Origin of the sequence: Microbacter sp. GSS18, assembly GCA_029319145.1 — a bacterium.
In the GTDB taxonomy this organism is placed as follows: domain Bacteria; phylum Actinomycetota; class Actinomycetes; order Actinomycetales; family Microbacteriaceae; genus Microbacterium.
Map to the genome: position 1 here is coordinate 3,570,207 of CP119753.1, position 16,740 is coordinate 3,586,946.

The following is a 16,740-nucleotide window of genomic DNA, read 5'->3' on the forward strand; positions in this document are numbered from 1 at the left end:
ATGGGCGCGCACATGATCGAACTGCTCGGCTGGGTGGGCTCGGGGCTCATCGTGCTGTCCCTGGTGCAGCGTGACCTGAAGCGCCTGCGCATCATCAACATCGTCGCCTGCATCGTGCTGATCGTCTTCAACGCCGTGCTCGGCATCGGGTCGATGGTGGCGCTGAACCTCATCCTCGTGGCGGTGAACTCGTGGTACCTCGTGCGCCCGGCCTGGGGTCGGGGCGAGGACAGCGGATCACTCCGCGAGGAAGTCGTCGATGTGGGCTAGGAACTCGGGCCACGCCGGCTCATCCGCGCGCAGCAGGTGGTTGGCGCTGTCGAGCAGCACCAGGCTGCTGTCGGGGATCGCCGCGGCGAGTTCTCCGGCCTGGGATGCCGGCACGCGCACGTCGCCGCGCGAATGCAGGATCAGCGTCGGGCAGGCGACGCGGGGGGCGAGGTCGGCGACGTCGATCACGGCGAACTGCTCGAGGAAGCGCACACCATTCTCGGGGGAGGCGGTCTCGCGCTGGAAGCGGACGAACTCCTCCCAGTCTTCGTGGGTTCCTGTCGGGAGGAACTGCGAAGCGAAAACCCGGAGGAAGCTCGGATCCTGACGAGCCCACCCCACCCGGGCGAGGTCGAGGTCGAGCGCGGCGGCTGCCCGCTCGGCCTCGCCCTGTGCGCGAACATGCCGGCCCTGGGCGTACGCGCCGGCGAGGATCAGCTTGCTGACGCGTTCGGGGTGGCGGACGGCGTAGGCGATCGCCACGGCGCCGCCCTGTGACACCCCCAGCAGCGGGAACGTGTCCAGCCCCGCGGCGTCGACGACCGTCTCGAGGTCGCTCACCCAGTCGTCGAACGTGAAGCCGTCGACGTCCCAGTCGCTGAGGCCGCAGCCGCGCTCGTCGTAGCGGACGAGACGGCGTCCTCGCGCCAGCCCGTGCAGCCAGTGCGACCAGATCGGCGTCTGCCACTCCAGGTCGAGGTGGCTGATCCAGTTCGCCGCCTTCATGAGCACCGGCCCCGATCCGACAGACGCCCACGCGATGCGCGCGTCGTCGGCGGCGCGGCAGACGCGGATGCTCTGTCGCTCCGGCGCGACGGTCACGTCGTCGGGCGTCTCGGGTGAGGTGTCGGTCGGCCGGTCGGCATCCGCGCCATCGGGTTCGCCGTCGTGGACCGTCGTCGACGCGATGAACTGGTATCCGCGACCGTGGACGGTGCGGATCATCCGCTGTCGGTCCCCGCTGTCGCCGAGCGCGGCCCGCGCGGCCCGCAGCGCGGTCGTCAGCGACGCCTCGCTCACGAAGCGGCTGCCCCAGATGCTGTCGATGAGCTCTTCCTTGGGGACGACGCGCTCGCGGTGGATCACCAGGTGGAGCAGGACATCGAAAACCCGCGGCTCGAGGTGGACGTGCTCCCCCGAGCGGACGAGCCGGTATCCCGCGCCGTCGAGGGTGTAGTCGCCGAAGCGGTAGGTGGGTTCGTCCACGCGGGGAGCCTAGCCGCTGGCGCGTGGTCGCGGGGCGGACTCACAGGACACTGTGACAGCGCGTTCACATCCTCCGCCTGCAGTATTGCCTTTCTCCGCCGCTCGGCCTACTGTGAATCGGAATTCACTTACACCCGAATTCGTCCCCTGGTTCGAATCCGTCAACGTCGAAGGACACGGACATGACACTCATCGCCGACGGCACACAGGCCGCCTCCCTGCTCGAAACCCGCGACCCGCGCGACGGTGCGGTCATCGCGACCTACCCCATCGCGTCGGAAGCAGACGTCGACGCCACCGTCGCCCGCGCCCGAGAGGCCGCCGCGTGGTGGCACGCGCAGGGCTTCGCGGGGCGCAAGCGCCATCTGCAGGCCTGGAAGACCGAGATCGCGAACGGAGCCCGCGAGTTCGCCGCCGTCATCTCGCGCGAGACCGGCAAGACCCCGGACGACGGGCTGCTCGAGGTCATCCTCACGCTCACCCACCTCGACTGGGCGTCCAAGAACGCCCACAAGGTGCTCAAGCGCCGCAAGGTGAAGTCGGGCCTGGCCAGCTACAACCAGTCGGCGTCGGTCGGCTACGAGCCGTACGGCGTCGTGGGTGTGATCGGGCCGTGGAACTACCCCTTTTACACTCCCATGGGCTCGATCTCGTACGCGCTGTCGGCCGGCAACGCGGTGGTGTTCAAGCCGAGCGAGCTCACGCCCGCGACGGCGCAGTGGATGGCGGATGCGTGGAGCCGCGCCGTTCCCGAGCAGCCCGTGTTCCAGGCGCTGATCGGCGACGGGTCGACCGGTCACGCCCTGGCGCTCTCGGGCGTCGACAAGATCGCGTTCACCGGGTCGCCGGGCACGGCCCGCCGCGTCATGGCCGCGTGCGCCCAGAACCTCACGCCGATCGTCGTCGAGGCCGGCGGCAAGGACGCGATGATCGTCGCGGCGGATGCCGACATCGACGCCGCCGTGTCGTTCGCCGTCTTCGGCGGCATGGGCAACGCCGGGCAGACGTGCGTGGGCGTGGAGCGCGTGTACGTCGACGAGAAGATCGCCGACGACTTCACCGCCAAGCTCGTCGCGGCCGCGCAGAAGCTCGTGCCCGGACCGGATGCGACCTCCAGCTACGGGCCGATGACGCTCGACAAGCAGGGCGCGATCATCTCGGGTCACATCGAGGACGCCATCGCGCGCGGCGGCACGGCGGTCCTCGGCGGGCCGGAGTCGGTCGGCGACGGCTACGTCCACCCCGTCGTCATCTGCGAGGTGCCCGAGGACGCCGCGGCGGTGCGCGAGGAGACGTTCGGGCCCGTCCTGGTGGTCAACCGGGTCTCGGGGATCGACGAGGCCATCGAGCGGGCGAATGCCACGTCGTACGGGCTGGGGGCCTCGGTCTTCACCAGGAACCTCGCCCGGGGTCGTGCGGTCGCCGAGCGGCTGCGCGCCGGCGCGGTCACCGTCAACTCGGTGCTCGGGTTCGCCGGCATCCCGGGACTGCCGTTCGGCGGGCGCGGCGACAGCGGGTTCGGCCGCATCCACGGTGCCGACGGGCTGCGCGAGTTCAGCGTCGCGAAGTCGGTCGCCGTGCAGACCAGCAAGCCCATGCTCGACCTTCTGACGATCGACCGGTCCGAGCGCGACATGCACATGTCCGAGAAGATGCTCGCCATGCTGCACGGCGGCAAGAAGAAGAGCTGAGGCGCTTCTCAGTCCACACCGAGGGACGCGCGCACCAGGGTGCTCACCCGTGCGCGCGTCTTCGGTGCGCCGTCGAAGCGAACCGTGCGTCCCACGTCCACCACGATCGTGAGTCCGGCGTGGACCAGGAAGCGGGCCGCGCTCGGCGTGAGCGTCGGGCGCACGGCCTGCAGCAGCCCCACCCACTCGTCGACGTGGTCGCGCTGGATCGCCTGGAGGCGCGTCCGGTCGACCTTGTCGAGGGCACCCACGTCCGAGAAGTAGACGCTCACCAGTTCGTGGTGCACGAAGCTGTAGTCGACGTACGCATCCACCAGGCTTCGCAGGGCCTCGTCCGCTGATGCCGCCGAGGCCAGCGCGCCGGCCGTAGTGGCGCTGAGCCGCTCTGCGGCGCGCACGCACGCCTCGAGGAGGATCTCGGACTTGCTGGCGAAGTGACGGTAGAACCCCGAGGCGGTGATGCCGACGGCGGCGCTGATGTCCTCGACCGAGGTCTCGTGGTAGCCGCGGTGGTAGAACAGCGAGATCGACTCGCGGATCATCGTCTCGCGCTTGGCGGAGCTCGTCAGCCCGGTCTCGGGGACGAACGGGCTCGACGCCGCCGGCGGCAGGGTGACCTCGAGGATGCGGTCGGCGCTGGCGATGAGCAGCTCGGTCATCGGCTTCTGCGCCATCGTCGTGTGATGAGCCGTGATGCTCGCGATCGCGCTCAGTGCGGCGCTCGCGAGCATGTCGGCATCCGCCTCGTCGAGCTCGGGACGCAGCATCTGCAGCGGTCGGCGAACGCGGGCCCGCAGCTCCGAGAACTCGGCGCGCAGGCGGTCGCGTTCGGGGCGTTCGAGGTAGCGGCCCTCCCACCGGTACAGGCCGCCGGTGAGCCGGTTCTCGTTCGTCTTGGCGATGATCGCGGCGAACAGGGCGTCGAGGCGCTCGCGCGCCGTGTCGGGCTCCTCGGGCACCTCGACGGCTTCGGTCGCCTCGAGCAGTCCCTGCGCCAATCGCTGGGTCGCGTCGACGAACAGGGCGTACTTGTTCGGGAAATGGCGGTACAGGGCCGGTGCCGAGATCCCCACGGCGTCGGCGACGTCGCTCAGGCTGACCTGGTGATAGCCGCGCTCCGAGAAGGCCAGCGCCGCCGCCATGGCGATCTGCTGGCGTCGATCCTTCGGTCGCGTTCGGGTCGGGGCGGCCGGCGCAGACTGCGCGCTTGTCGGTGCCATTCGATCAGCGTACTCCCGTCCCGCCTCTGCGGGCTTGTGAATTGAAATTAACAAAAGTCGTGACATCCGCCCGGTCGCGGGTCATAATCGAAGAACCCCCGCGCACCAACGGTCGGTGCGATACAGCGTTGTACGAAGGGAAGACCGATGAGTCTCGACACCCCGATCATCCCGGCGGCCTCCCGCCGCAACCACTGGATGGCCCAGATCGCCACCCATGCCGTGAACAAGCCCGACGCCGTGGCGTTCCGCCACCTGGGCGCCGACACGACGTGGGGGCAGCTCCAGGACCGCGTCACGTCGCTGGCCGCGGCGCTCGCGCGTCGTGGCGTGGGCTTCGGAGACCGCGTGCTCATGCTCACGCTCAACAGCCCCGCCGTCGTGGAGTCGGTGTTCGCCATCAACACGCTCGGCGCGATGGCCGTCCCGATCAACATCCGCCTCACGCCGCCCGAGATCGCCTACATCGTCGACGACGCCGATGCCGACATCCTCATCGTGGATGCGCCGCTCGCGCCGCTGGTGGGGGCGGTTTCGCAGTTCACTTCGCGCGTCGAGCGCGTCCTCGTCCTCGGTGAGGCCGCCGGCGAGGGTCAGGAGGCCACCGAGGCGCTCATCGCCGAGGACCCGGACGGCTTCGAGGCGCCGGACGTGCCCGAGGAGACCACGGCACTCATCATGTACACGTCGGGCACGACCGGGCGCCCCAAGGGTGCGATGCTCGACCACAACAACATGCTCGCGCAGGCGGTCACGTGCATCCGCGCGAACGGCATCGTCGACGAGACCGACATCGCGTATCTGACGGCACCGCTGTTCCACATCGCCGGGCTCGGCTCGATCGCCCCCAACTTCGTGCTCGGCATCAAGACCGTCTTCCATCCGCTCGGCGCCTTCGATCCTGCGGCGCTCGTCGACGCGTGGGAGGCCGAGCGGGCGACCATCGTCTTCAACGTCCCGCAGCAGTGGCAGGCGATCTGCGCCCTGCCGGGCATCAAGGACCGCGACCTCGACCTGCGCATCATCAGCTGGGGAGCCGCTCCCGCCACCGACACGCTCCTGCGCACGATGGAGGACACCTTCCCCGACGCCATGAACGTGGCCGTGTTCGGGCAGACCGAGATGTCGCCCATCACATGCGTCCTGCGCGGCGAGGACTCGCTGCGCAAGCTCGGATCGGTGGGCCGGCCCATCCCGAACATCATGTACCGCGTCGTCGACGACGATATGAACGACGTCGCCGTCGGCCAGGTCGGCGAGATCATCTACCGCGGGCCGACGATGATGAGCGGCTACTGGCGCAAGCCCGAAGAGACGGCCAAGGCGTTCGAGGGCGGCTGGTTCCACTCCGGCGATCTGGTGCGCCAGGACGCGCAGGGCTTCGTGTGGGTCGTCGACCGCAAGAAGGACATGATCATCTCGGGCGGCGAGAACATCTACTGCGCCGAGGTCGAGAACGCCGTGGCGGCGCACCCGTCGGTGCTCGAGGTCGCGATCTACGGTCGTGCCGACGAGAAGTGGGGCGAGGTTCCCGTGGCAGCGGTCTCGCTGGTGCCGGGGCATCACCTCACCAGCGCCGGGCTGTCGGAGTTCCTCGACGGCTCCCTCGCGCGGTTCAAGCAGCCCAAGGACGTCGTCATCCTCGAGGCGCTGCCGCGCAACGCCGCCGGCAAGGTCAACAAGGTCGCGCTGCGCCAGGACGACCCCGTTCCCGCGAGCGTCTGATGCCGGATGCGCTGGCCGCGGTCGTCGACGGCCGCGGCCGAGCGCCCGTGCGCGCCCGCGTGCACCTCGATGCGCTGCGGGACGACGAGGTCCTCGTCGAGATCGCCGCGTCGGGCGTGTGCCACACCGATCTCACAGCGATCGACGGCGGCGTGCCGTTCGCCTACCCGGCGGTGTTCGGACACGAAGGTGCGGGGACGGTGACCGCGGTCGGCGCGAACGTCGACCATGTCGCACGCGGCGATCGCGTGGTGCTCACGTTCGACGCGTGCGGCCGCTGCCGGTCGTGCCGGGAGGGCCACCCCGCCTACTGCCGGGACTTCGCGAGCCGCAACTACCGGGGAACCCGCCCCGACGGTTCCAGCACGGTACGCGATACCGCCGGCGCCCCGATCGGAGCCTCGTGGATGGCGCAGTCCTCGTGGGCGACGCGGGCGATCGCGCGTGCGACGAACGTCGTCCCCATCGGCGACGACATCCCGTTCGCGCTCGCAGCCCCGCTCGGATGCGGTGTGCTCACGGGCGCCGGAACGGTCCTGAACGTCCTGAGGCCGACCGCCGAGGACCGTCTGCTCGTCATCGGCGCCGGCACCGTCGGGCTCTCGGCGCTCATGGCCGCGCGTGCCGTCGGCTGCGCGGGCGTGACCGTCGTGGAGCCGGATCCGGCGCGGCGCCGGCTCGCCTTGGGGCTCGGCGCCGAGAAGGTCGTGACTCCCGACGACTTCGTTCCCGATGACGTCCGGCACGACCTGGCGATCGACACGGTCGGCACCCAGCGCGCATTGGATGCCGCGCTGGGCTCGCTCCGGACCCCCGGAACGTGCGCCACCGTGGCGCTGCGCCGCGGGGCCAACCCGGTGACGATCAGCCAGACCGCCATGCTGTGGGGGCGCACGCTGACCGGTGTCATCGAGGGCGATGCGGTGCCGGCAACCGGCATCCCGCAGCTGATCGCGCTGTGGCGCGCCGGGCTGTTCCCGCTCGAGAAGCTCGTGACGTTGTACCCGTTCGCCGATCTCGACGAGGCCGTGCGGGCGGCGCGGACCGGAGCGGCGGTCAAGGCCGTCCTCGTCATGGGGCCGGACTCGCGTGGGCCGGCCGAACCGGTCGCGACGACCGCGGGCTCGGCGGTCGAACGCGTGCGGACGATCCTCGCCGAGCGCAGCGGAGACGCCGAGGAGCTCGCGACGCTGTGGGACATCCTCCCGGCCGTTCGCGCAGCGGACCTGACCGGACTGTGGCGGGGGACCGGCATCGACACCGGCCACCCCACGCAGCAGGTGCTCGAGCGGTCCGGCTGGTTCGGCAAGAACTTCGTCGACGCCGAGCACGTGCAGCCGATCGTGTGCCGCGACGACGCCGGTGAGCTGTACGCCGATGTCCGGCTCGCCGGCGATGCGGGAGCATGGCTCGCCGACGCCTCACACCGCGGCAAGGTCACCGCGACGATGGCGTACGACAACAAGCCCATCCACGATCACTTCGTGCGCGTCGACGAGCACACGCTGCTCGGCGTGATGGCCGGCCGCGGCACGCTCGACCACGGGCTGCCGTACTACTTCGTCCTCGAGCGCGAGCCCGGCGAGTTCGGCGCCCTCCCCGAGCGCGGCGCCTGACCCCGCGCGCCAGGCGCCGGCCCCGTCGCAGCGAAGGTGGCGCGTGTGGTCGCCTGATCGCTGGGGATGCGGCGGGTGCTGCCACTTCTGGGGAGTGAGGGTCGAGTCCATCCTGTGAAGGTGGCGCGTGTGGTCGCCTGGCTGCTGGGGATGTGGCATGTGCTGCCACCTCTGGCGGCCAGGCTCGAGTGCGCGCTGAGTAGGTGGCGCTACGGGTCGCCTGGGGCGTGCGGATGCGGCGACTGCTGCCACCTTCGCGAGGAGGAACCGGGTGCGCGGGTGGCCCTACCCGCGCACCCGGGGTCAGGCGCCGCGCAGGCCGTCGCCGGCCCGGTAGACCGCCAGCTGCGGGACGACGGCGTTCCGCGACAGGCGCGTGATGCTCACTGCGAGCTCGGCGATGTCGTCGGCGCGGATCATCTGCTCGGGTGGGATCTCGCCGTGCTTCCACGCGGCCATGTCGGTGTCGACGTACCCGGGGCACACCGCGGTTGCCGAGACGCCGTTGCCGGACTCCTCGATGCACAGCGCCTCGCACAGCGACACGACGGCCGCCTTCGTGGCGCTGTAGGCGGCGAGGTTCGGCTCGGGCACGAGCCCCGCCAGCGACGCGATCGCGATCACGCGCGCTCCCCGCTCGCTGCCGGCCGCCGTGGCCCGCAGGAGCGGGATCGCGGTCGCCATGAGCGAGAAGGTCCCGCGGACGTTGAGGCTGTAGTGCTTGTCGACGCGGCGCAGCGGAGTCTCGGCGATGGGACTGCCGTGCCCCATACCGGCGTTGAGCACGAGCGCGTCGAGGCGGCCGTACCGCTCGTCGTGGGCCGCGACGAGTCGGGCGATGTCCTCCTCGTCCGAGGCATCCGCCGCGACCGTTTCGACGACCGCATCGCGGGAGCGCAGGTCCTCGGCGGCGGCCGCGAGGGACTCGGGCGTGCGCGCCGACAGCGTCAGGGCGTACCCCTCGGCGGCGAGGGCCCGCGCGATCGCGAGGCCGATGCCGCGCGATCCGCCGGTGATCAGGGCAGCGGGAGCTGAAGCATCCGTCATCGTCCGATCCTTTCCAGCCCCGCCTGCAGCAGGGGGTCCACGGCCTCGCCGATCGAGGCGAAGCCTTCTCCGACGGTCTTGCCCGCGAGGAACCGCTGGTGGATCCCCTCGGCGATCACCGCGAGCTTGAAGTAGGCCAGCGCGAGGTAGAAGTCGAGATCGCCGAGGTCGCGTCCCGAGGCATCCGCGTACAGCTCGGCCATGCGCTCGAAGTCGGGCAGGCCCGCCCGACTGACGTGTTCGACGCCGAGCACCGGCTCGCTGAGCGGGTCGGCGTACACCAGCAGCAGACCGAGGTCGGTGAGCGGGTCGCCGAGGGTGGCCATCTCCCAGTCGACGACCGCGGCGATGCCGCCGTCCTCGGCGACGAGAACGTTGTCGAGCCGGTAGTCGCCGTGGACGACCGCCTCGCCGGCGCCGGGGGGGACGGCGTCGGCGAGACGGTCGGCCAGGAGAACAGCGGAAGCGCCGTCGCGAGTCGCGACGCGCTCCCACTGCCCTCGCCATCGCGTCACCTGGCGGGCTGCGAAGCCCGCCGGCCGGCCGAGGGTCCCCAGACCCACTGCGGCCCGATCGACGCGATGGAGCTCTGCGAGGGTGGACACGAGTTCGCCCACCACACGTGACCGCGCCGCAGACGGGAGGGCGCGGGCCTCATCCGCCGAGCGCACCGTGCGGCCCTCGACGTACTCGTAGATCGCGAACGGCACACCCAGCACCGCGTCGTCCTCGCACGCGGCGATCGCTCGCGCCACCGGCACGGCGGTGTCGCCCAGGGCGGCGATCACCCGGTGCTCACGGAGCATGTCGTGCGCGCTCGGCGTCAGCGGACCGAGCGGCGGGCGCCGGAGCACCCACCGCACGGCTCCGTCGGCGAGCTCGTAGGTCAGATTCGACTTGCCGCCCGAGATCGTGCGGATCCGCATCCGATCGGTGTCGATCGCGGTGTGCTCGCGCAGCCATGCCTCGAGCTCGTCGCGCAGGATGCCGGGGGGTGTCGTGTCAGCGAGCGAGGTCATGGCGCTCTCCCTTCCGGAAGCGGCTGATGGCGCGCTTCGCGATCGACCACCGGTGCGTCTCGCTCGAACCGTCGTAGATGCGGAACGGGCGCACCTCGCGCCAGTAGCGGGACAGGAGCAGCTCGCCCGACACGCCCTGGCCGCCGGCGAGTTGGACGCTGCGGTCTACGACACGGCCGACCGCTTCGGCGACGAACGTCTTGGCGATCGACGAGGCCGTGCCGGCATCCGCCCCCGCATCGAGCAGGCGAGCGGTCTCACGGATGAGCGCGCGGGAGGCGGCGATGTCGATCTCGTTGTCGGCGATGTGCTGCTGGGCCAGGCCCAGGTCGGCGATGCGGGCGCCGAAGCCCTCGCGCGCGGTCGCGTGGCCGAGGGCGATGTCGTGCGCGCGGCCGGCGAGGCCGAGCCAGCGCATGCAGTGGGTCAACCGCGCCGGCGCGAGGCGCACCTGCGCGTAGCGGAAGCCCTCGTCGACCTCGCCGAGGACGGCGGAGTCGGTGACGACGCAGTCGTCGAAGCTCATCACGCTGTGGCCGCCGAAGAAGCCGGCATCGACGGTCTCCATGTCGCGCACGATGCTCATGCCCGGCGTGCCGCCGGGGACCAGGAACATCGTGGCGCCGCCGGCGTCGCCGCGCTCGCCGGAGGTCCGGGCCATGCAGATGACGACGTCCGCGCCGCGCGCGCCCGTGATGAACCACTTCTCGCCCGAGATGCGCCAGCCGCCGGCGACGCGCTCGGCGCGCGTGTTCAGGGCGCGCGGGTCACTGCCGGTTCCGGGCGGCGGTTCGGTCATCGCGAAGGCCGAGCGGATGTCGCCTGCGGCGAGGGGGCGGAGCCACTGCTCCTTCTGCTCGACCGATGCCACGCGCTCGATCATGTGCATGTTGCCCTCGTCGGGGGCGGCGATGTTCAGGGCGATCGGCCCCAGCAGCGAGTAGCCGGCCGCCTCGAAGACGTCGGCCTGCTCGAGAGCGGTGATGCCGTGGCCGCCCCACTCGGTCGGCAGCTGCGGTGCGAGCAGTCCGGCCGCCCGCGCGGCGGACTGCAGGCGGGCCCGCAGGGCCTCATCGGCCTCGTGGCCGTTGCCGTGCACCACGCCCGCGACCTGCTCCTCGACGGGGATCACCTCGTCGCGGATGAAATCCCGGACTCGTTCGGTCAGCGCGGAAGGGACGGGAACGCTCATGCACATCCTTGTGTCGAGTGATTCGGAAGTTGCGATCCGATGTGAATCGTGGTTAACATAACCGTATCACAGGCGGATGGCACCCTGCCGTCCGCCGGCCCTGGCAGATCGAGGGAGATCGAGGAACATGACGTTGATGTCACCCGTCACCGCGGAGAAGGTCCGCGGACTCTACGAAGAGGAGCACGAGCAGTTCCGCGACATCGTCCGGGAGTTCGTCGAGCAGTACGCCCGCCCCAACACCGAGCGCTGGGAAGCCGAGGGCAAAGTGGACCGTTGGCTGTTCACCAAGGCCGCCGAAGCGGGAATCCTCGGCTTCGGCATCCCCGAGGAGTACGGCGGCGGCGGCGCCGAGGACTTCCGCTTCAACGCGATCATGGGCGAGGAGCTCGCTCGCAACCCGGTGTCGGACGGCATGGCCGGCATCGCGCTGTCGAACGACATCGTCATCCCCTACTTCACCGACCTCACCAATGACGAGCAGAAGCAGCGGTGGCTGCCCGGCATCGCCGCCGGCGAACTGATCGTCGCGGTCGCCATGACCGAGCCGGGCACCGGCAGCGATCTGGCCGGCATCCGCACCACCGCCGTGCGCGACGGCGACGACTACATCGTCAACGGCACGAAGATCTTCATCTCGAACGGGCAGAACGCCGACCTGGTCGTCACGGCCGTGCGCACCGGCGACGACCCGCACCGCGGCATCAGCCTCATCGTGATCGAGACGGATGCCGACGGCTTCTCGCGCGGCAAGAACCTCGAGAAGATCGGGCTGCACGCACAGGACACCAGCGAGCTGATCTTCGAGGACGTCCGGGTCCCCGCCGCCAATGTGCTCGGCGTCGAGGGGCAGGGGTTCCTGGGGCTCATGAAGAACCTCCCGCAGGAGCGCCTGTCGATCGCGGCCGCCGCTGTCGCGAGCATCGAAGGCGTGCTCGAGCGCACCCTGACCTACGTCAAGGACCGCAAGGCGTTCGGCAAGCCGATCGGCACGTTCCAGAACACGCGGTTCGAGCTGGCCGAGATGGTCACCGGCGCCCAGGTGAGCCGGGCGTACATCGACCAGTGCATCGTGCGCCACACCGCGGGCGAGCTGAGCGCTGAGGACGCCGCGGCGGCGAAGTTCTGGACCACCGAGCAGTACGTGAACGTCGTCAACCGCTGCCTGCAGCTGCACGGCGGGTACGGCTACATGCGCGAGTACCGCATCGCACGCGACTACGAGGACGCGCGCATCACCACCATCTACGGCGGCACGACCGAGATCATGAAAGAGATCGTCGGCCGGAGCCTCGGACTCTGAAGCACCAGGAGACTCACATGGCAGACGCATACATCTACGACGCCGTGCGCACCCCGCGCGGCAAGAACCGCGGGGGATCGCTCCACGGCACCAAGCCGGTCGACCTCGTCGTCGGTCTCATCGACGCGCTCAAAGAGCGCAACCCGAGCCTCGACACCGAGCTGATCGACGACATCGTCCTCGGCGTCGTGTCGCCGATCGGCGAGCAGGGCGGCGACATCGCCCGCACGGCCGCGCTCGTCGCGGGCCTTCCCGAGAGTGTCGCTGGTGTGCAGCTGAACCGCTTCTGCGCCTCGGGCCTCGAGGCGGTCAACACCGCGGCGCAGAAGGTCGCCTCGGGCTTCGACGACCTCATCCTCGCGGGCGGCGTCGAGGCGATGTCGCGCGTGCCGATCGGCTCGGACGGCGGCGCGTACGTGCAGGATCCCAGCACGAACTACGACCTGTACTTCGTGCCGCAGGGCATCGGAGCAGACCTCATCGCCACGATGGAGGGCTTCTCGCGCGAGGATGTCGACGCGTACGCCGCCGAGTCGCAGCGTCGCGCCGCCGCCGCGTGGCAGGCGGGCTACTTCGACGGCTCGATCGTGCCGGTCAAGGACATGAACGGCGTGACGCTCCTCGAGCGCGACGAGCACATGCGCGCGGGCACGACGGCCGAGTCCCTCGGCGGGCTCAACGCCGCCTTCGCCGGCGTCGGCGACCAGGCCGGCTACGACGCGGTGGCGCTGCAGAAGTACCACGCCGTCGAGCGGGTGAACCACGTCCACACGGCCGGCAACTCGTCGGGCATCGTCGACGGCGCCGCCCTCATGATCATCGGCAGCAAAGAGGTCGGCGAGAAGCTGGGCCTGACGCCCCGCGCGCGCATCGTCTCGGCGGCCGTGACCGGCTCGGAGCCGACGATCATGCTGACCGGGCCCACGCCCGCGACCGAGAAGGCGCTCAAGAAGGCCGGGCTGACCCCGGAGGACATCGACCTGTTCGAGCTGAACGAGGCCTTCGCCTCGGTCGTCATGAAGTGGATGAAGGACCTCGACATCCCGCACGACAAGGTCAACGTCAACGGCGGGGCCATCGCGATGGGCCACCCGCTTGGCGCCACCGGCGCCATGATCCTCGGCACCCTGCTCGACGAGCTGGAGCGCCGTGACCAGAAGCGCGGGCTCGCGACGCTGTGCGTCGGGGCCGGCATGGGCATCGCCACCGTCATCGAGCGGGTCTGAGGGGAGACACGAGAATGAGCATGATCGAAGAGACCGCGGTCTACACCGGCTACGCGTGGCAGAAGGATGCCGACGGCATCGTCACGGTGACGATGGACGACCCCGACAGCGCCGTCAACACCATGAACGCGCACTTCACGGCGGCGCTCGGCGCCACCGTGGACCGCCTCGAGGTCGAGCGCGACGAGATCGCCGGTGTGATCCTCGCCTCGGCGAAGAAGAGCTGGTTCGCCGGCGGCGACCTCAACCAGCTGCGCGCGGCCGACCCGTCGAAGGCGGCGGAGGAGACCGCGCACATCGACGGCGTCAAGGACCTGCTGCGCCGCCTCGAGCAGCTCGGCAAGCCGGTCGTGGCCGCCATGAACGGCACCGCGCTCGGCGGCGGCCTCGAGGTCGCGCTCGCGACCCACCACCGGATCGCCACGAACGCCCCCCGCGCCCAGTTCGGTGTTCCCGAGGTGTCGCTGGGGCTGCTCCCCGGCGGCGGCGGCATCACGCGCCTGGTGCGGATGCTGGGGCTGCAGCGCGCGCTGAGCGACGTGATCCTGCCCGCGACGAAGTTCTCGGCCGAGGACGCGCTCGCCGTCGGTATCGTCGACGAGGTCGTCCCAGCGGCCGACCTCGACAGCGCCGCCCGCGCGTGGATCGCGGCGAACCCCGCCCCGGTCAAGCCGTGGGACGAGAAGGGCTTCCGCTTGCCGGGCGGTGCACCCACCTCGCCCGGGGTCGCAGGACTCCTCGGCGTCATGCCCGCGATGCTGCGCAAGCAGCTCAAGGGCGCGCCGCTGCCGGCGCCGCGCGCGGCGATGGCCGCAGCCGTCGAGGGCGCATACGTCGACTTCGACACCGCGTCGAAGGTCGAGACCCGCTATCTCGTGTCGCTCACCCACGGCCAGGTCGCGAAGAACATGATCAAGGCGTTCTTCTTCGACCTGCAGCACATCAACTCCGGCGGCAGTCGCCCCGACGGGTACCCGACGTTCACCGCGACCAAGGTCGGCGTCATCGGCGCCGGCATGATGGGCGCCGCGATCGCGTACGTGTCGGCGAAGGCCGGCATCGAGGTCGTGCTCAAGGATGTCACGATCGAGGCGGCCGAGAAGGGCAAGGACTACTCGCGCAGCCTCGAGCAGAAGGCGCTCGCACGCGGCAAGACGACGCAGGAGAAGTCCGACGCGCTGCTCGCGCGCATCACCCCGACGGCCGACCCGGCGGACTTCGCCGGCGTCGACTTCGTCATCGAGGCGGTGTTCGAGTCGGTGCCGGTCAAGCAGAAGGTCTTCCAGGAGATCCAGGACATCGTCGAACCGGACGCGGTCCTCGGGTCGAACACCTCGACGCTGCCGATCACCGAGCTCGCCGAGGGTGTGACCCGGACGCCGGACTTCATCGGCATCCACTTCTTCTCGCCGGTCGACAAGATGCCGCTGGTCGAGATCGTCCGCGGCAAGAACACGAGCGACGAGGTGCTGGCGAAGACGTTCGACTACGTCATGCAGATCCGCAAGACGCCGATCGTCGTCAACGACCAGCGCGGCTTCTTCACCTCTCGTGTCATCGGCGAGTTCATGGCCGAGGCCGTCGCCGCGGTCGGCGAGGGCGTCGAGCCGACGTCGGTCGAGCAGGCCGCGCTGCAGGCCGGCTACCCCGCCGGCGCGCTGCAGCTGTTCGACGAGCTGACGCTGTCGCTGACGCAGAAGATCCGCCACGAGACCGAGGCGGCCGTGCTCGCCGAGGGCGGCGAGGTCCGCACGCATCCGTCGCACGCCGTCATCGACTACATGGTCGACGACGTCGAGCGCCCCGGGCGCCGGGCCGGTCAGGGCTTCTACGACTACGACGAGAACGGCAAGCGCATCGGCATCTGGCCGGGCCTGCGCGAGAAGTACGACTCGGGCAGCACCGTGCTGCCGCTGAAGGACCTGCAGGAGCGGATGCTGTTCGCCGAGGCGATCGACACGATCAAGTGCCTCGACACGGGCGTGCTCACGAGCGTGCCCGACGCGAACATCGGCTCGATCTACGGCATCGGCTTCCCCGCGTGGACCGGTGGCGTGCTGCAGTACGTGAACCAGTACGACGGCGGTCTGCCGGGCTTCGTCGAGCGCTGCAACGAGCTCGCCGCGGCCTACGGCGACCGGTTCCTGCCCCCGGCATCCCTCGTCGCCAAGGCCGACGCCGGCGAGACCTACGAGTAGGAGGAGCACGAATGCTTCGCACCCGTTTCACCGAGGCGCTCGGCATCGAGCATCCGATCGTCCAGGGCGGCATGATGTGGGTCGGCCGCGCCGAGCTCGCCGCGGCCGTCTCCGAGGCCGGCGGCCTCGGGATGATCACGGCGCTCACGCAGCCGACCCCGGCCGATCTGGTCAAGGAGATCGAGCGTGCGCGCGCGCTCACCGACAAGCCGTTCGGCGTGAACCTCACGATCCTGCCGTCGATCAGCCCGCCGCCGTACGACGAGTACCGGCGCGCGATCGTGGACGCGGGCGTGACCATCGTCGAGACGGCGGGATCCAGCCCCGAGCCGCACATGGAGATGTTCGGCGAGCACGGCGTGAAGGTCATCCACAAGTGCACGAGTGTGCGTCACGCGCTCAAGGCCGAGAAGGTCGGTGTGACGGCGGTCTCGATCGACGGGTTCGAGTGCGCCGGTCACCCCGGTGAGGACGATGTTCCCGGGCTGATCCTCATCCCGGCGACGGCGGACCAGCTGTCGATCCCGTTCATCGCCTCGGGCGGCTTCGCCGACGGGCGCGGGCTCGCCGCCGCGCTCGTGCTGGGCGCCGACGGCGTCAACATGGGGTCGCGCTTCATGTGCACGCAGGAGTCCCCGGTGTCGCAGACGGTGAAGGACCGGATCGTCGAGGCGTGCGAGCTGGACACGAACCTCATCTTCCGCAGCCTCGGCAATACCGCCCGTGTGGCGAAGAACGCCGTGAGCGACGAGGTCGTCGACATCCTCGCCCAGGGCGGACAGTTCCCCGACGTCCGTCACCTGGTCGCCGGAGCCCGCGGCCGCAAGGTGTTCGAGGAGGGCGACCTCGATGCCGGCATCTGGACGGTCGGTCAGGTCCAGGGCCTCATCAACGACGTGCCGCCCGCCGGCGACGTCGTGCGCCGGACGGTGGCCCAGGCCGAGACCGTGCTGCGTGAGCGGCTCGCCCTGTTCGCCGAGCCCGTGGCCGCCTAGAGCCGGCCGCCTGGCACCAAGCGCCGAAGCGG

General features: G+C 70.3%; 13 protein-coding genes. 8 read left to right on the top strand and 5 right to left on the bottom strand.

What is annotated here, in order from left to right; genetic code table 11:
• Window positions 1-12: 12 nt before the first annotated feature.
• Window positions 13-270 (top strand): hypothetical protein, encoded by a 258-nt coding sequence (locus tag P0L94_16530; protein WES64062.1) that lies wholly within the window; start codon window positions 13-15, stop codon window positions 268-270.
• Here P0L94_16530 and P0L94_16535 read toward each other — a convergent pair.
• On the bottom strand, window positions 238-1,476 hold the full coding sequence (locus P0L94_16535) for an alpha/beta fold hydrolase (GenBank protein WES64063.1): 1,239 nt from the start codon (window positions 1,474-1,476) through the stop codon (window positions 238-240). The two genes, P0L94_16530 and P0L94_16535, sit on opposite strands and share 33 nt — an antisense overlap.
• A gap of 182 nt (window positions 1,477-1,658) precedes the next feature.
• On the opposite strand from P0L94_16535, the gene P0L94_16540 reads away from it, so the two are divergent.
• Window positions 1,659-3,167, top strand: coding sequence for an aldehyde dehydrogenase family protein (locus P0L94_16540; GenBank protein WES64064.1), 1,509 nt, complete (start codon window positions 1,659-1,661; stop codon window positions 3,165-3,167).
• Between the two features lie 8 nt (window positions 3,168-3,175).
• Here P0L94_16540 and P0L94_16545 read toward each other — a convergent pair whose 3' ends face one another.
• A complete protein-coding gene (locus P0L94_16545) occupies window positions 3,176-4,387 on the bottom strand; it encodes a TetR/AcrR family transcriptional regulator (protein ID WES64065.1) in 1,212 nt (403 codons plus the stop codon).
• Between the two features lie 147 nt (window positions 4,388-4,534).
• Here P0L94_16545 and P0L94_16550 point away from each other — a divergent pair, with 147 nt between their 5' ends.
• Window positions 4,535-6,112: a long-chain-fatty-acid--CoA ligase gene (locus tag P0L94_16550; GenBank protein ID WES64066.1), complete on the top strand. Its 1,578-nt coding sequence runs from the start codon at window positions 4,535-4,537 to the stop codon at window positions 6,110-6,112.
• Window positions 6,112-7,728, top strand: coding sequence for an alcohol dehydrogenase catalytic domain-containing protein (locus P0L94_16555; protein WES64067.1), 1,617 nt, complete (start codon window positions 6,112-6,114; stop codon window positions 7,726-7,728). Before P0L94_16550 ends, P0L94_16555 begins: the two co-directional genes overlap by 1 nt.
• A 303-nt stretch (window positions 7,729-8,031) precedes the next feature.
• On the opposite strand, the gene P0L94_16560 is transcribed toward P0L94_16555, so the two are convergent.
• Genes P0L94_16560 through P0L94_16570 form a run of 3 tightly spaced genes read right to left on the bottom strand, consistent with a single transcriptional unit; the run spans window position 8,032 to window position 10,986 of the window.
• Window positions 8,032-8,775: an SDR family NAD(P)-dependent oxidoreductase gene (locus tag P0L94_16560; protein ID WES64068.1), complete on the bottom strand. Its 744-nt coding sequence runs from the start codon at window positions 8,773-8,775 to the stop codon at window positions 8,032-8,034.
• Complete coding sequence (locus P0L94_16565; GenBank protein WES64069.1) at window positions 8,772-9,794, bottom strand: phosphotransferase family protein; 1,023 nt, start codon at window positions 9,792-9,794, stop codon at window positions 8,772-8,774. Before P0L94_16565 ends, P0L94_16560 begins: the two co-directional genes overlap by 4 nt.
• On the bottom strand, window positions 9,778-10,986 hold the full coding sequence (locus P0L94_16570) for an acyl-CoA dehydrogenase family protein (GenBank protein ID WES64070.1): 1,209 nt from the start codon (window positions 10,984-10,986) through the stop codon (window positions 9,778-9,780). Before P0L94_16570 ends, P0L94_16565 begins: the two co-directional genes overlap by 17 nt.
• Before the next feature lie 127 nt (window positions 10,987-11,113).
• On the opposite strand from P0L94_16570, the gene P0L94_16575 reads away from it, so the two are divergent.
• Genes P0L94_16575 through P0L94_16590 form a run of 4 tightly spaced genes read left to right on the top strand, consistent with a single transcriptional unit; the run spans window position 11,114 to window position 16,708 of the window.
• A complete protein-coding gene (locus P0L94_16575; protein WES64071.1) occupies window positions 11,114-12,289 on the top strand; it encodes an acyl-CoA dehydrogenase family protein in 1,176 nt (391 codons plus the stop codon).
• Between the two features lie 17 nt (window positions 12,290-12,306).
• Complete coding sequence (locus tag P0L94_16580; protein WES64072.1) at window positions 12,307-13,515, top strand: acetyl-CoA C-acetyltransferase; 1,209 nt, start codon at window positions 12,307-12,309, stop codon at window positions 13,513-13,515.
• A gap of 20 nt (window positions 13,516-13,535) precedes the next feature.
• On the top strand, window positions 13,536-15,713 hold the full coding sequence (locus tag P0L94_16585) for a 3-hydroxyacyl-CoA dehydrogenase NAD-binding domain-containing protein (GenBank protein ID WES64073.1): 2,178 nt from the start codon (window positions 13,536-13,538) through the stop codon (window positions 15,711-15,713).
• Between the two features lie 11 nt (window positions 15,714-15,724).
• The gene (locus P0L94_16590; protein WES64074.1) at window positions 15,725-16,708 is read left to right on the top strand and encodes a nitronate monooxygenase family protein; all 984 of its coding nucleotides are present in this window, start codon (window positions 15,725-15,727) and stop codon (window positions 16,706-16,708) included.
• Window positions 16,709-16,740 lie beyond the last annotated feature (32 nt).

Coding starts and splice junctions, on each gene's coding strand:
- P0L94_16530 (WES64062.1), top strand. CDS start 13: ATGATCGAACTGCTCGGCTGGGTGGGCTCGGGGCTCATCGTGCTGTCC.
- P0L94_16540 (WES64064.1), top strand. CDS start 1,659: ATGACACTCATCGCCGACGGCACACAGGCCGCCTCCCTGCTCGAAACC.
- P0L94_16545 (WES64065.1), bottom strand. CDS start 4,387: ATGGCACCGACAAGCGCGCAGTCTGCGCCGGCCGCCCCGACCCGAACG.
- P0L94_16550 (WES64066.1), top strand. CDS start 4,535: ATGAGTCTCGACACCCCGATCATCCCGGCGGCCTCCCGCCGCAACCAC.
- P0L94_16555 (WES64067.1), top strand. CDS start 6,112: ATGCCGGATGCGCTGGCCGCGGTCGTCGACGGCCGCGGCCGAGCGCCC.
- P0L94_16560 (WES64068.1), bottom strand. CDS start 8,775: ATGACGGATGCTTCAGCTCCCGCTGCCCTGATCACCGGCGGATCGCGC.
- P0L94_16565 (WES64069.1), bottom strand. CDS start 9,794: ATGACCTCGCTCGCTGACACGACACCCCCCGGCATCCTGCGCGACGAG.
- P0L94_16570 (WES64070.1), bottom strand. CDS start 10,986: ATGAGCGTTCCCGTCCCTTCCGCGCTGACCGAACGAGTCCGGGATTTC.
- P0L94_16575 (WES64071.1), top strand. CDS start 11,114: ATGACGTTGATGTCACCCGTCACCGCGGAGAAGGTCCGCGGACTCTAC.
- P0L94_16580 (WES64072.1), top strand. CDS start 12,307: ATGGCAGACGCATACATCTACGACGCCGTGCGCACCCCGCGCGGCAAG.
- P0L94_16585 (WES64073.1), top strand. CDS start 13,536: ATGATCGAAGAGACCGCGGTCTACACCGGCTACGCGTGGCAGAAGGAT.
- P0L94_16590 (WES64074.1), top strand. CDS start 15,725: ATGCTTCGCACCCGTTTCACCGAGGCGCTCGGCATCGAGCATCCGATC.